The sequence below is a fragment of the uncultured Vibrio sp. genome (assembly GCF_947488985.1).
Lineage (GTDB): Bacteria > Pseudomonadota > Gammaproteobacteria > Enterobacterales > Vibrionaceae > Vibrio.
In genome coordinates this window covers 20,209-34,935 of sequence record NZ_CANLBV010000020.1, presented here as the reverse complement: position 1 = coordinate 34,935, position 14,727 = coordinate 20,209, and the positions used below count along the sequence as shown (strand labels likewise).

The window sequence follows — 14,727 nt, the reverse complement described above, 5'->3', positions numbered from 1 at the left end:
TAAATGCTAGTAAGACGAGGGATTAGTACGGCGAGATATTCGATAGCGACTGAATATGAACCGTGATCTCTTCGCGGTCATGGTACAAGTGCTTAGCCTGCATCTTGAACTTCACTTTGTTATCAATCAGAAACTGTTTTAGATTCTCGATATCTTGCAGTACTTCATCGTAACGGCCTTTCATTGGCAGTTTAAGGTTGAATAGCGCTTCTTTCGCCCAACCTTTGATGATCCACTCACCCATCAGGTGTGCAACACGAGCTGGTTTCTCGACCATGTCACAAATAATCCAAGTCACGTTCTTACGGTCGGGTTCAAACTTAAAGCCATCCACCATGTGGTGCTTGATTTGACCCGTTTCCATTAGGCTGTCTGCCATCATGCCGTTGTCCACACAGTGAACGAACATCGAGCGCTTAACCAATTGGTAAGTCCAACCACCTGGACATGCACCTAAATCAACGCCCCACATACCCGGAGCCAGACGCTCATCCCACTCATCACGAGGGATAAAAACGTGGAAGGCTTCTTCTAGTTTCAATGTAGAACGGCTTGGTGCATCTGATGGGAATTTCAGACGAGGGATACCCATAAAGAACTGCGAGTTATTGGTTGGGTAAGAGTAACCAACAAAACAGTGACCCGGAGCGATGAAGCATAAATGAAGTACAGGCTTCTTCGCGTTATCTTTCGCTGTCATCAAGCCTTTACCGCGCATCGCTTGACGCATTGGTACGGTAAATTTACGGCAGAACTTCAAAAGCTCTTTTGCTTCGTTAGTATCTGGCGTTTCGATACGGATATCACCACAACGGGGGAAACCTTCTTTCTCAGAAAGCGCCTCAAGAATTGGAGAAATACGGTCGTCGGTTGGCAGATCTTTGATTTCAACGGCAACAGCCAGCATTTGACGAGCAAAGATCAGTGATTGGAAATCGATCTCTTTAATCAACTTGTCCGCTTCGCCAGCTTGGTAACATTCAAACAATACAAAGCCAGTATTGTTCTTTAGGCGAGGAAAACCAAACACTTCCAGTTGTGTTGCCTTGTCTTGAATTTCGCCAGCACATTCTTTTTCAAAACCAGAGCGACAATAAAGTAGTACGTGTTTCACTGAGTTACCTCTTTTATATTCAAAGCAGCGAAGGAGAAAACTCCCCAACCAATGATAAATAGTAGACCACCAAACGGAGTGATAGGGCCAAACCATTTTATTCCTGTCAGTGCCAAGCCATACAGGCTGCCACTAAAACAAAGGATGCCGATGATAAAGCAAATTGCCGCAATGAAAAAATATTTTTGTGATTTAGCGCCAAGTTTCATCTGTAGCAGTACGCCGCAGGCCAATATCACCAAGGTGTGGGTAAACTGATACTGAACACCTGTCTCAAACACGCCTAGCAAATATTCAGGCAAAATAGTTTTCAAGCCATGAGCAGCAAAGGCGCCAAGCATCACCGCAATCGCGCCTGAGATGCCGGCAAATGTGAGTAAATACTTACTTCTCATTGAGCACCTCTTTGATAAACGCCGACAGTTTCTCAACGATTAACGCAATATTCTGCTGCTCTGTGTAACCGGAGCTCTTTCGAGGCTTAAAGCTGTGGTCGCCGTCGGGGATAAACTCAACATGGATAGAATCAGACAGGTCGAAATCAGCAAACTCTTCACGCTTACCAAAGGTATCGCGTTCACCTTGTAAAATAAGACACGGCTTTTGCAGCTCAGCCAGATGCTCGCCTTTATATTTTTCAGGCTTGCCCGGAGGGTGGAAAGGAAAGCCTAAACACGCCATGGCTGCCACCTTATCAACTTCAGACAAATGGCTCGCCATACGCCCTCCCATCGACTTACCACCAATCACAAGCTTGTCGGCATCAACCTGCTCAATAACCTCTTGGTAAGCGTCAAGCAGCTTAGGGGCTCTGTCAGGCGGGCGACGCTTACCGTCTTCAGCTCGCTTGATCATGTAAGGGAAATTAAAGCGGATAACGCGTACCCCTTTCAATGCTAACCCAGTCGCCACCGATTGCATGAACTCATGATCCATACCTGCGCCAGCACCATGGGCAAAGATAAAGGTAATGGGATTGTTTTCCCCATCAATGATGACATTATTCATCAAGCAGATCCTCTTGCTCGCTTTGTGCTTTAGCCAGCATCCAGTCACGGAAAGTCGCGATACGCCCCATGTCGGCTTGTTTTTCATGGCACACCACATAGAAGGCATTCTTGCTGACTAACACCTCATCAAACGGCGCTATCAAGCGACCAGCCTCTATTTCTGGTCGAGCCAATACGTTATTACCCAGTGCGATACCTTGACCGTGCGCAGCGGCTTGCAACACCATGGTCGAATGGCTAAAAATCGGGCCATGGTTAACGTTAACCCCATCGATATCATTTTGTTTGGCGAACTGTTTCCAATCTTTGCGAGAGGTATCATGTAATAACGTATGGCATGCTAAATCACTTAGAGATTCTAATGGTTTATCCCCAAGCAACACAGAAGGAGAGCAGAGAGGGATCAGGTATTCTTGATAAAGTTTATCAGCCCTTAAGCCCGACCAATTACCTCGGCCATAATAGATGGCGACGTCTACGTCATCGGTCAGTGATCCTTCATCCATATCAACCGCCTTGATACGTACATCGATATCTGGCTCTTGTTGATTGAAATCAGCAAGCCTTGGTACTAACCACTGAATCGCAAAGCTTGGTGGCAAACTGATGGTCAACGCGCCCTTCTCGCTGCGCTCCAGCACTTTGTCCGTCGCCTCCGAAAGGGATGTGAAGATATCTTTAATATCTAAGAAGTAGCTTTGGCCTTCTTCAGTCAGTAATAAAGAGCGGTTTCTACGGCGAAACAGCTTCAAAGCTAAAAACTCTTCCAGTGCTTTTATCTGATGGCTCACCGCAGCTTGAGTAACAAACAACTCTTCCGCAGCACGGGTAAAGCTCAAATGTCGAGCTGCGGCTTCAAACACTCTTAACGAGTTTAATGGGGGTAATCGACGAGACATAGTTACTCTCTAAATAAGCATTAGTTTTTTTTGTCCGAAACATTATAATTTGTCGATTGCCTAGCGGCTAGATAAATTCTATATTTCGTTCCGCAGTAGTTATCCTGAACGGCTTGGCTCTCTCTAGAATCAATTGGTATAGTTTCTGCGATGTTGTGTTTGCAAACTCGTACTTTTCGAGTTGGGTAGAGTTCTACCAAATGTTTTGTTGCGGTTCGATACTGAAACGAAACATCTACTTCCTGTAGTTATTTTGACCTGTCTGTCAAATTTGTTTGCACCGCCTTATTGGGCGGTGTTTTTTTATGCCCAAAGAAAAACAGCCGCCGCTTTATCAATAGCTAGGCTAATTGATCTCCATTATTTTTCAGCCGCTATCGCCCTCTTACACAAGATCTAAAATCATCACTGCAACGGTATCTATAAGCAATAAAAAACCGCTTACTTTTCAGTAAACGGTTTTGCTAAATCTTCAACGATGGAGCTTCACACCACTATGGGCGGTAAACCTTAACGTTGTGGAAACCTTGCTCTTGCAGGTAAAGCGCTTGTAAGCGGCTCATGACACCACGGTCACAGTACAGCAAGTACTCTTTTGTTTGGTCTAGGTCACCAAACTGAGTCGAAAGCTTGAAGAATGGGATATGTTTAATTTCAACACCCTCTATCTCTAGCGGGCTTTCGTCTTCTTCATCTGGGCTGCGGATATCAAGAACGATAGCGTGCTCAGCAACAGCTTGAACTTGTTCAACTTCTGGTGCTTGCTCTTGGCTCTCTTTCTCAATGTCACGGATATCCATAACACGAGCGTTCTCAATCACTTGATCCAGCACTTCAAAGTTAAACTTCGCTTCTTCTGCTTCCAGTTTGCCTTTCTTCGCTTTTACTGTTGGCTTTTTAGAGATAACACCACAGTACTCAGGCATGACTTTAGCGAAGTCTTCCGTACCGATGATACGAGAAAGATCAATGATGTCTTCTTTGTCCCAGTTGATAAGTGGACGAAGAATCAAAGTATCTGTCACGTTATCAATATGGCGCAGGTTAGTTAGCGTTTGGCTAGAAACCTGACCCAGTGCTTCACCCGTTACTAGCGCTTCAATACCGAAACGCTCTGCAACCATACCACCAGCACGCATGAACATACGCTTTAGAACCACGCCCATTTGGCCGTCTTCTACATTCTCAAGGATTTCAGCAACCACGGGTTCAAAGTCTACAGAAATGAACTTCACCTTTGCCGATGAGCCGTATTTATTCCATAGGTAGTGAGCCACTTGCTTAACGCCAATCTCGTGCGCAGGACCACCAAGATTGAAGAAACAGTAGTGAACCTTAGAACCACGCTTGATGTGTAGGTAGCTTGAAACGCCAGAGTCAAAGCCGCCAGAGATCAAGCTGAGTAGGTCTTCTTGAGTACCAAGAGGGAAGCCACCTAGGCCTTTATGGCGAGCAAGAACTTGGTTAAGTTTGTCATTCGCCACTTCAACCTTAACGGTTACATCAGGGTTCTTAAGTCGAACTTTAGCTGACTCAACCGCTTGGTTTAGACCGCCGCCTACGTAGCGTTCAAGTTCAATAGACGTAAAGTCATGCTTACCACGACGCTTAGCACGAACAGAGAAAGTCTTACCTTCAATGTCAGCACGGCTACGTTCTAGTACTTGCTCGTAAATATCATGCAAGTCTTTGAATTCAGACTGCTGCACTTCTAGGGAGTGGTGAATACCAGGCGTATGAGTCAGAGCCTCTAACACTTCTGCGTGGTACTGATCACTCTCAGACGTCACTTCGATATGATCGCGACGGTTGAATACCGCAACACTTTCACAGCGACGTTGGATAACGTTACGAATGTTGCACTCTAGAATCCTTGTGAAGCGCTTACGCACCGATTCACTTTTTACAAAAATTTCCGGATGGGGCTTAACAATAAATTTCATAGTACTTTCACAACATTAATGTTCAAATTTTGAAAACGCTCTTCGCCAAGCAAATTAGAAAATTCACACAGCACTTTAAGCAAGAATAGATCATATCTAAATCTAAGGGCGCGAATTATACATGAGAAAGTGAAACAAGGAAAAGAGTGCTTGCTTTAACACCCTCATTAAACCGCTTGTCATTAAAAGTTGCAGGTTTCGCAACGACATAAATTCCGCAGAGAGCATGTTTAAAGAGCCGCAAACAAAAAGCCCAACCTCATCATAAGGTTGAGCTTTTTACGCTATCGATGTGCCAATGAATGGGGCGCTACATACTCATGTGTTATCTCTTGATGCAACTTGCCAGTTCTCAGCCTGCTATTGACCAATAACTGGCACTTCATCACTGTACATAGGTTGGCCCTGCATAATGCTAATTTCGACACGGCGATTGAGGCTACGTTGCCATTCAGTATCATTCGGCTCTACAGGCTCTGTGTCAGCCATACCACGTACTCTTAAACGTTGATGAGAGAATCCGCGCACCTTTTCCATCTCTTGAGCAACAGATACCGCTCGCTGTGATGACAAGTCCCAATTAGAGCGGTAAAGCTCTGAATCAAGGCGTTGATTATCGGTGTGCCCTGAGATTCGAACAATGCCCGGCACATCTTTGACTAACTCGGCGACCTGCCGTACCAATGGGCGGAACTTAGGCTGTAAGAAAGCAGAACCGGATGGGAATGCACCCTTCTCACGAATTCGAATCACAATCTGTTGGCCAAGATTTTCCACCTCAATAGCGCCTTGATCGATCTCTCGCTCCAGTGCCTTTTTTATACTCTCCATCAAGGTTTCCATCTCTTGCGATTGAGCTTCGGCTTGCTGTTGCTGTTGGTCTGACTCGGAGTTTTGATTATCGTGAGTCGACACCTCTGGCGACTTACCGCCCGTCATCTTACCTTGGTCACGCATCGTGCCGCTCGCTCGCTCAGATTCACCTTCATGAAACTCCAGTGTTTGCTGAGTAATATCAATAGTCTGCTGCATGATCACATCAATCGGTGTCGGCTCAGGACGACCCGGACGAAACTCTTGGGCAATGATGCTTGTCCCTTTCGGGATATCTTTTACTTCTAAGCGGTTTTGTACACCAAACGCAAATTTCATTGAACCCGCGATCTGTTTAAACTTCAATACGTCCATCTCAGAAAACGAGAGCAGCAATACAAAGAAACACATCAGCAGTGACATCAAATCAGCAAATGTTCCCATCCATTGTGGTAAACCCGGAGGGGGACATTTACATGGATTGTCTTCATCCATCGTTATTCCCCTTAAGCAGTTTCACCATCAATCGAACGCTTACCTTCGTTTAGGTAGCTCTTCAGGTAGCCGTCAATCACTCGTGGGTTTTGACCATCTTGAATGGCAAGCACACCATCCATCACCAAACGACGATTCAGCGTCTCTTGATCACGACGCAGTGCAAGTTTGTCTGCAATTGGGAAGAACACCATATTCGAAAGGATTGCGCCGTACAGGGTCGTCAAAAGTGCCACTGCCATAGCAGGGCCAATCGCTTTTGGATCATCCATGTTCGAAAGCATCGCAACCAAACCGACCAAGGTACCGATCATCCCCATTGCGGGAGAAACATCACCAAAGGCGGAGAACACTTTTGCCCCCTGCTCATGGCGTTCGGTGGTCAGTGCGATGTCTTTTTGCAATGCGGCACGCACCACATCACCATCGTGGCCATCCACCAATAGGTCGATACCCTTTTGCATAAAGCTGTTGCTAATTTCCATCTCTTCAAGTGCTAGGAAGCCACCTTTACGCGCTGCATCTGCCATCTCTACCACTTTAGCGATAAGGTCTTCAGGCTCATCGGCTTTGAACATAAAGGCTTTGCCGGCGATTTTCGCAGCGCCAAAGAACTGCCCCATGGTGAACTTCATCAGAACCACAAAGGTTGAACCACCAACTACGATCAAAATAGATGTCGTGTCATAAAACATCCCGAGGCTTCCACCTAGGATCATGGCCATGATTACAAAGGCAAATCCACCAATCAAACCTATTAGGGTTGCTAAATCCACTGAGCACTCCTCATGCTTTTTGTAGTCCTACGTCGACGATAACCTTCTTATCGGCAAGACGATAAGATCTTTTAGTAAATTCTTGGATTAAGTATCACACTTTTGGTTTTACAATCTCAACTATTCGCCGCTTTACCCTTATCAGTCCATCATAAACTCGATGGAGGTAGGGTTATTCGATGAAAATGACTTCAAGCTCCTTAAAAGCGCACTTTCTAGTAAAATTTCTTGGTTACATTTGACCATATCAGTAGCCTAGGGTAACGTTCGTTCATCTTTCCAAACGCAGATTTATTATGGCTACTAAGAAACCTGAAAATATGAGCTTTGAAGCAGCAATCGAAGAGCTTGATGGCTTGGTTGATCAACTTGAGAATGGTGATCTAGCCTTAGATGATGCGCTGAAAAAGTTCGAACGAGGCATCTCCCTCGCTCGTGCTGGTCAAAGCAAACTAAACGATGCTGAACAACGTGTTAGCATTCTACTGCACAATGATGAAAATGCAGAACTGAGTGACTTTAACCCACAACCAGAATAACGAATTGTATGAGATCCCCTATGATCGAGACTTTATTGTCTTATCAAGCACGTAATAACGAGCAACTGAACCTTTGGCTTGATCAGCTGCCACACCAAAATCAGAACCTGATCAACGCGATGCGTTATGGGTTGCTGTTAGGCGGCAAACGCGCACGCCCATTTCTTGTCTACATTACCGGGGAAATGCTTGGCTGCAGCGCAAAAGAGCTCGATACTCCGGCCTCTGCAATCGAATGTATTCATGCCTATTCTCTTATCCACGACGACCTTCCAGCAATGGATGATGACGAACTGCGTCGTGGTCATCAGACTTGCCACATAAAATTCGATGAAGCAACGGCTATTTTAACGGGCGATGCGCTACAAACTCTCGCGTTTACTATACTTGCGGAAGGCTCATTAAGTAGCGATGGCGAAAGCAACCGTGTGCGAATGATTCAACGCCTAGCCGAAGCCTCAGGGGCACAAGGTATGTGCATTGGTCAAGCGCTTGATATTGAAGCTGAAAATCGCTCTATCACGCTAGAAGAATTAGAGGAAGTACACCGCAATAAAACCGGTGCGCTAATGAAATGTGCGATTCGTTTAGGTGCTCTTTCTGCTGGCGAAAAAGCGTTTGAAGTGATGCCTCAATTAGACAAGTACGCCGATGCCATTGGATTAGCATTCCAGGTGCAAGATGATATTTTAGATATCACTAGCGATACTGAAACGTTGGGTAAACCACAGGGTTCTGACCAAGAATTAAACAAAAGCACCTACCCTTCTTTGTTAGGTTTAGAGGGCGCTCAACAAAAAGCGCACGCTCTACTACAGGAAGCGCTTCAAGCTTTGGCGGCGATCCCATACAATACCCAGTCACTCGAAGAGTTCGCCCGATACATCATCGAGCGCAAGAACTAAGACAATAAGCGCGCATTACCTATGACTCTTGATATATCAAAGTACCCAACTCTTGTTTTGGCTGATAAGCCAGAGGATTTGCGTCTTCTTCCCAAAGAGACGCTAACACAGCTTTGTGATGAATTACGCACCTATCTTCTTAACTCAGTGAGCCAGTCAAGTGGTCACTTAGCGTCAGGCTTAGGTACGGTAGAGCTAACAGTAGCTCTTCACTACGTGTACAACACGCCTTTTGACCAATTGGTTTGGGATGTTGGGCACCAAGCATACCCGCACAAGATTCTTACTGGTCGTCGCGACCGCTTGTCGACTATCCGTCAAAAAGACGGACTGCACCCATTCCCATGGCGTGAAGAGAGCGAATACGACACGCTTTCTGTTGGTCACTCTTCAACTTCGATCAGTGCTGCCCTCGGCATGGCAATCAGTGCTAAGAAAGAAGGCAAAAATCGTAAAGTCGTGAGTGTGATTGGTGATGGCGCAATTACTGCTGGTATGGCTTTCGAAGCTATGAACCACGCGGGCGATATTCACAATGACATGTTGGTTATCCTTAACGATAACGAGATGTCGATCTCTGAAAACGTAGGTGCTCTGAACAACCACCTAGCTCAAGTTCTTTCTGGCAGTCTTTACACGTCTATTCGTGAGGGCGGCAAGAAAGTGCTATCTGGCGTTCCGCCGATTAAAGAGCTCGTTCGCCGTACAGAAGAACACCTAAAAGGCATGGTTGTCCCTGGCACCATGTTTGAAGAGTTAGGCTTTAATTACATTGGTCCAGTTGACGGGCACGATGTGAATGAGCTGATTAAAACGCTGAAGAATATGAGAGACCTTAAAGGTCCTCAATTCCTGCATATCATGACTAAGAAAGGCAAAGGCTACGAGCCCGCTGAGAAAGATCCAATCGGTTACCACGGCGTACCGAAATTCGATCCAGCACACTCAAGTCTGCCTAAGAGCACCAGCTCTAAACCAAGTTTCTCTAAGATTTTTGGCGACTTCCTGTGTGATATGGCCGCGCAAGATCCTAAACTTATGGCGATAACGCCAGCAATGCGAGAAGGCTCTGGCATGGTGCGTTTCTCGAAAGAGTACCCAGAACAATACTTCGACGTAGCGATTGCTGAGCAGCATGCTGTGACGCTAGCAACGGGTATGGCGATTGCGGGTGATAAGCCGATTGTCGCTATCTACTCGACGTTCCTACAACGTGGCTACGATCAACTGATCCACGATGTGGCTATCATGGACTTGCCAGTTATGTTCGCTATTGACCGTGCAGGCCTTGTTGGGGCTGACGGTCAAACACACCAAGGTGCGTTCGACTTAAGCTTTATGCGTTGTATTCCAAACATGGTGATCATGGCGCCAAGCGACGAGAACGAATGTCGCCAAATGCTATACACAGGCCACCAGCATACAGGTCCAAGTGCCGTTCGTTACCCTCGCGGTAATGGTATGGGCACTGAAATTCAAAATGAATTTACTGCGCTTGAGATTGGTAAAGGTCGTATCGTTCGCGAAAGCGAAAAAGCAAAAGAGGGCTCGAAAGTCGCTATCCTAAGCTTCGGCACTTTCCTTGAGAGTGCACTTCAAGCCTCTGACTCCATTGATGCAACAGTTGTAGATATGCGCTTTGTGAAACCGCTCGATGAAGCTCTGATCAAACAACTTGCTGCTGACCACGATGTTCTGGTGACTATCGAAGAGAATGCGATTGCAGGTGGTGCAGGCGCAGGTGTGATTGAATTCTTGATGCAAGAGAAACTGCTGATGCCAGTATTGAACCTTGGCCTACCAGACAAGTTCATTGCTCAAGGTACGCAAGGCGAACTGCATGAAGAGCTTGGTTTGGACGCGAAAGGCATTGAGAAGTCTATCTCTGACTATCTTGCAAAGTAGCCTTAATACGTAAGCTCGTAAGCTCGTAAGCTCCGCAAACAAAAAAAGGTTGGCCCTAGGGTCAACCTTTTTAGTATCTGCTAATTAGTTTGGTGTATCGCCAACTAAACCTTAATCTTTCAGTTAGTTCACACTAACCAACCAGCGAAATGTGCCACGGCATACAACGAAATAGCCGCCATAATACCCGCCACAATATCGTCAATCATGATACCTAAGCCGCCGTGAATTCGTGCATCTAACCAACCAATCGGCCAGGGTTTTACCATGTCAAAGAAGCGGAAAAGTACAAAACCAGTCAGAAGCCATTTCCAGTCATCGGCAGGAATATTCAGCATAGGCACTAAGCTCATGGTGATCCAAAAGCCCGCAAACTCATCCCAAACGATAGAACCGTGATCATGCACACCCATATCATCAGACGTTATTTGGCAGATCTTAATACCAATAATGCAGCTTACCACCACCACGGCAACGTAAGCAGGAAACGGTAACTGAACCAACAATAGGTACAACGGAATTGACGCAAGCGTGCCCATTGTGCCGGGAATAATAGGCGATAAGCCACTGCCAAACCCCGTGGCTAACAAGTGCCAAGGGTTTTTAAGAGAAATAAGAGAGAGAGGGTTTGTCATCCGTTTACCTTAAAGTGATCATAACCAGTTAAGTCCCAATTTAGTGGCTTACCGTTATTATGTAATTCAAAGAATTCTACAGGTCTTATTTGACCAATGCAGGTAACTTTTGTTCCAGTATGTGACAAAGTACTTTCCAATGACCCTTTATTTTCTTCCGGCACAGTAAAGCACAGTTCGTACTCTTCACCACTGGTCAGTGCATACTGCTGAGCAGCGGTGATATTTGGTGCAAATTGGCGTAACTCTTGAGAGATTGGCAAGGTACTCACATCAATGCTTGCCCCGACCTGAGAGCGCTTAAGAATATGCTTTAAATCGGCAATCACGCCATCTGAGATATCTATCGCCGATGAAGCAAGGTTGACTAACGCCTGACCCGCCAAAACACGTGGCGTACTCAGGTAGTGCCTCTCTTCAAGCTCAAGCGCATAAGGTTTTGCTCTGTTCTGCTGTGGGTCGAGCAACACCTCGAGGCCAGCTTTACTGTCCCCTAGATTGCCCGTTACGTATATCCAGTCACCCACTTTAGCACCATCTCTGCGCAATGCACGTCCTTCAGGCACAAAACCTTGTACAGTCAGCGTTAAACTTAGCGGACCTTGGGTTGTGTCCCCCCCAATTAACTGAATGCCAAAGTAGTCAGCAAGCTTGAAAAAAGAATCACAAAATGGAGCCAGCCATGTCTCATCCACTTCAGGCATGGTTAAAGCAAATGAAACCCAAGCCGGAGTAGCTCCCATCGCAGCAAGATCACTAATGTTGGATGCTAAAGCCTTATGTGCCACCCATGCCGGGTTTGCCCCTGCTAAGAAGTGGGTGCCTGCAACTAAGGTATCCGTGCTGATCGCGATCTCAACATTACTGGGCGCTTTAACTAAAGCGCAATCATCGCCAGCGGCCAGATGTACGTCTTTACGTTGTGGTTGTCGATTTACAAAATATTTTTCAATCAGGTTAAATTCGCCAGACATCACATGCCCTATCTTTAGTCTTCATACAAATCGCCGTAATTATACCAAGCACAGTAAGTAAGTGATCAAAATTAGCGTAGAGAAAAGGCTTGAGAACAAGGCAGCTCTTTTCGACAAGAAGTTTCGATAAGTAGTTATTCTACAATCAAAAATTGTAGCGCAGTTATCGAGCGTTTTAGCAAGCTAGGGTGACCAATTATTTACTACAATTGGTATTATTGATATTACAGAAATTGAGTTACAAAAAAGGCCAGCATAAAAGCTGACCTTTAGATTCAATATACGAACGTCTTATTTCTTACGAACGTGTGGCGCTGCTTTATCAAGCACACCATTCACAAACTTATGGCTGTCTTCTGCTGCGAATACTTTCGCCAGCTCGATAGCTTCGTTGATAACCACTTTGTATGGTACATCTTCGCGACGAGTCATCTCGTACATAGCTAAACGTAGAAGCGCGAGTTCCATCAGATCCAGATCTTGCATAGGGCGAGATACGAATGGACGAAGCTTGCTATCAAGTTCCATGTGGCTAAGAGCAACACCAGTCAGTAGGTCGCGGAAATATGCAACGTCTGTTTCTGGCATAGCAAGTGCAGGCTCTGCAGCATGATGCTCTTCTTCATCATACTTACCACCAGATAAGAACTGTTCTTCAACGGTAGCAATATTTTCTTTAGTAATTTGCCAAGAATAAATTGCTTGTAGAGCAAATTGACGTGCGTTACGACGTGCGGCTGGTTTCACACTGGCCCCCATTAGGAATCGATTTCAGAAAGAACGTTGATCATCTCAAGTGCGCTAAGTGCAGCTTCTGCACCTTTATTACCAGCCTTGGTTCCTGCGCGTTCAATAGCTTGATCGATCGTATCAACAGTAAGGACACCAAACGCAACTGGAAGAGAATATTCCAGAGACACTTGTGCCAAACCTTTATTACATTCACTACAAACATAGTCAAAGTGAGGAGTACCGCCACGGATCACTGTACCAAGAGATACAATCGCATCGAACTTACCTGTTTTTGCAACGCGCTGCGCGACAAGTGGAAGTTCTACTGCTCCAGGGCAACGAACAACAGTGATGTTGTCTTCGCTTACTTGTCCATGACGCTTTAAAGTATCGATTGCACCAGAAAGTAAACTTTCGTTAATAAAACTGTTGAAACGAGCAATAACGATAGCAATTTTTGCATTTGGCGCTGGGAAGCCACCCTCGATCACTTTCATAAGCCTTCCTTTAACTATTTTCATCAAGTGAGAATCGCCGGATTCTAGCATAAAACTGTGAGCAATATCTAATGGTAATTTAGAAGAACAGACACCGGCAATGTAAAGATGATAATGCAGCGCTGATCCCAAGCATATAGGAACAGTGAGTAACCAAGTTTATGTATTGAACACGTTTTGAGTCGAACTTGGCTACTTTGCTCTTTTGCCAAGATTTATCACCAAAAGAGCCACTGAAATCATCGGTAAATTATGTCGCTACAAACGGAGAAACGTCTGCTCGCTGACACAGGATTTATTCGCAAACGTACTCAACAACGTTAAGACCAAAACCACCCAATGCGTGGTAACGCTTAGTGCTTGAAGAAAGCAGACGCATATCGTGCACACCGAGATCTTGTAGGATCTGAGAACCGACACCCACACGACGCGAGGTACCCTGCTTCTTCGCCATAGTTGGCTGTTCGTTCTTGTCTTGCGCTTCGAATGTCTTCACTTTGTGAATCAATAAATCTGAAGACTCTTCGTTGCCCAGAATAACCAGTACACCACCTTCATCGCCAATGCGCTTCATCGCTTTATCTAGCGACCAGCTACGCTCAGTACCACGGTCTGAATGAAGCAGATCAGTGAACGTGTCATGCAGGTGAACACGTACCAAAGGAGCACCTTCAGATAGGTCGCCTCTTTGCATCGCGTAGTGGATCTGGTTGTCAATGGTGTCACGGTAGGTCACAAGCTCAAAGTCACCAAATTCCGTAGGTAAGTGACATTGCGCCACACGCTCAATCGTCGTTTCTGTGTTGTTACGGTATTCAATTAAGTCCGCAATGGTGCCTAGCTTGATATCGTGCTTTTCTGCAAACACTTCAAGGTCAGGACGACGAGCCATGGTGCCGTCATCATTTAAGATCTCAACGATAACCGAAGCTGGCTCACAACCCGCTAGACGTGCTAAATCACAACCCGCTTCCGTATGACCCGCGCGAGTCAGAACACCGCCATCTTGTGCTGTCAGCGGGAAAATATGACCAGGTTGAACAAGATCAGCCGCTTTCGCATCTTTCGCCACTGCCGCTTGAACCGTCACAGCGCGATCTGATGCAGAGATACCCGTAGTGACCCCCTCTGCCGCTTCAATCGAAACCGTAAAGTTCGTGGTGTACTGTGCATTGTTGTCTTGAACCATAGGCGCTAGCCCCATACGGCTTGAACGCTCTTTGGTTAGCGTCAGACAGATTAAGCCACGGCCATACATCGCCATGAAGTTAATCGCTTCTGGCGTCACATGTTCTGCTGCCATGATCAGATCGCCTTCATTCTCGCGATCTTCATCATCCATCAGGATAACCATTTTTCCTAGGCGAATGTCTTCAATAATTTCTTGAGGAGTACTAATTGGCATTGTTCTATATCCTTTGAAATGGTTCTGCTTCCAAGAACCGACACTGTTTAAACCTGATAATATTGCTTCGCTTTACAAAGTCTCG

General features: G+C 45.8%; 15 protein-coding genes. 3 read left to right on the top strand and 12 right to left on the bottom strand.

Annotation, left to right across the window (positions count from 1 at the left end):
• Nucleotides 1-22: 22 nt before the first annotated feature.
• The 7 genes from rlmM to pomA all read right to left on the bottom strand — a co-directional run bounded on the left by rlmM (nucleotide 23) and on the right by pomA (nucleotide 7,050).
• Nucleotides 23-1,114, bottom strand: a complete 1,092-nt coding sequence (gene rlmM / locus Q1A70_RS06850) for a 23S rRNA (cytidine(2498)-2'-O)-methyltransferase RlmM (protein ID WP_041472883.1) — start codon at nucleotides 1,112-1,114, stop codon at nucleotides 23-25.
• Nucleotides 1,111-1,509 carry a DUF423 domain-containing protein gene (locus Q1A70_RS06845; RefSeq protein WP_299688322.1) on the bottom strand — a complete coding sequence of 133 codons (399 nt, stop codon included), beginning with the start codon at nucleotides 1,507-1,509 and terminating at the stop codon, nucleotides 1,111-1,113. Before Q1A70_RS06845 ends, rlmM begins: the two co-directional genes overlap by 4 nt.
• The gene (locus Q1A70_RS06840) at nucleotides 1,499-2,122 is read right to left on the bottom strand and encodes an alpha/beta fold hydrolase (RefSeq protein ID WP_299688319.1); all 624 of its coding nucleotides are present in this window, start codon (nucleotides 2,120-2,122) and stop codon (nucleotides 1,499-1,501) included. The genes Q1A70_RS06845 and Q1A70_RS06840 overlap by 11 nt, the downstream gene beginning before the upstream one ends.
• Nucleotides 2,115-3,023, bottom strand: coding sequence for a transcriptional regulator GcvA (locus Q1A70_RS06835; protein WP_299688316.1), 909 nt, complete (start codon nucleotides 3,021-3,023; stop codon nucleotides 2,115-2,117). Before Q1A70_RS06835 ends, Q1A70_RS06840 begins: the two co-directional genes overlap by 8 nt.
• 494 nt (nucleotides 3,024-3,517) lie before the next feature.
• Entirely contained in the window at nucleotides 3,518-4,966 is a 1,449-nt protein-coding gene (gene thiI, locus Q1A70_RS06830) for a tRNA uracil 4-sulfurtransferase ThiI (RefSeq protein ID WP_299688313.1), read from the bottom strand.
• Between the two features lie 360 nt (nucleotides 4,967-5,326).
• Nucleotides 5,327-6,274, bottom strand: coding sequence for a flagellar motor protein MotB (locus tag Q1A70_RS06825; protein ID WP_299688310.1), 948 nt, complete (start codon nucleotides 6,272-6,274; stop codon nucleotides 5,327-5,329).
• A gap of 11 nt (nucleotides 6,275-6,285) precedes the next feature.
• Complete coding sequence (gene pomA, locus Q1A70_RS06820; protein ID WP_299688307.1) at nucleotides 6,286-7,050, bottom strand: flagellar motor protein PomA; 765 nt, start codon at nucleotides 7,048-7,050, stop codon at nucleotides 6,286-6,288.
• A 296-nt stretch (nucleotides 7,051-7,346) separates the two neighbouring features.
• On the opposite strand from pomA, the gene xseB reads away from it, so the two are divergent.
• From xseB to dxs, 3 genes are read left to right on the top strand one after another with little or no spacing between them, the layout of a single operon-like run.
• Complete coding sequence (gene xseB / locus Q1A70_RS06815) at nucleotides 7,347-7,589, top strand: exodeoxyribonuclease VII small subunit (RefSeq protein WP_086048875.1); 243 nt, start codon at nucleotides 7,347-7,349, stop codon at nucleotides 7,587-7,589.
• A gap of 20 nt (nucleotides 7,590-7,609) precedes the next feature.
• A complete protein-coding gene (gene ispA, locus Q1A70_RS06810) occupies nucleotides 7,610-8,494 on the top strand; it encodes a (2E,6E)-farnesyl diphosphate synthase (RefSeq protein WP_299688302.1) in 885 nt (294 codons plus the stop codon).
• A gap of 21 nt (nucleotides 8,495-8,515) precedes the next feature.
• Nucleotides 8,516-10,399: a 1-deoxy-D-xylulose-5-phosphate synthase gene (gene dxs / locus Q1A70_RS06805; protein ID WP_299688299.1), complete on the top strand. Its 1,884-nt coding sequence runs from the start codon at nucleotides 8,516-8,518 to the stop codon at nucleotides 10,397-10,399.
• Nucleotides 10,400-10,527: 128 nt separating this feature from the next.
• Here dxs and pgpA read toward each other — a convergent pair whose 3' ends face one another.
• The 5 genes from pgpA to ribBA form a co-directional block, all read right to left on the bottom strand.
• Nucleotides 10,528-11,034: a phosphatidylglycerophosphatase A gene (gene pgpA, locus Q1A70_RS06800; RefSeq protein ID WP_299688297.1), complete on the bottom strand. Its 507-nt coding sequence runs from the start codon at nucleotides 11,032-11,034 to the stop codon at nucleotides 10,528-10,530.
• The gene (thiL, locus tag Q1A70_RS06795) at nucleotides 11,031-12,008 is read right to left on the bottom strand and encodes a thiamine-phosphate kinase (protein ID WP_299688294.1); all 978 of its coding nucleotides are present in this window, start codon (nucleotides 12,006-12,008) and stop codon (nucleotides 11,031-11,033) included. Before thiL ends, pgpA begins: the two co-directional genes overlap by 4 nt.
• Nucleotides 12,009-12,299: 291 nt before the next feature.
• Entirely contained in the window at nucleotides 12,300-12,767 is a 468-nt protein-coding gene (gene nusB, locus Q1A70_RS06790; protein WP_004734399.1) for a transcription antitermination factor NusB, read from the bottom strand.
• Nucleotides 12,767-13,237, bottom strand: a complete 471-nt coding sequence (gene ribE / locus Q1A70_RS06785) for a 6,7-dimethyl-8-ribityllumazine synthase (protein WP_004741508.1) — start codon at nucleotides 13,235-13,237, stop codon at nucleotides 12,767-12,769. Before ribE ends, nusB begins: the two co-directional genes overlap by 1 nt.
• 295 nt (nucleotides 13,238-13,532) lie before the next feature.
• On the bottom strand, nucleotides 13,533-14,642 hold the full coding sequence (gene ribBA, locus Q1A70_RS06780) for a bifunctional 3,4-dihydroxy-2-butanone-4-phosphate synthase/GTP cyclohydrolase II (RefSeq protein WP_299688289.1): 1,110 nt from the start codon (nucleotides 14,640-14,642) through the stop codon (nucleotides 13,533-13,535).
• Between the last annotated feature and the right edge of the window lie 85 nt (nucleotides 14,643-14,727).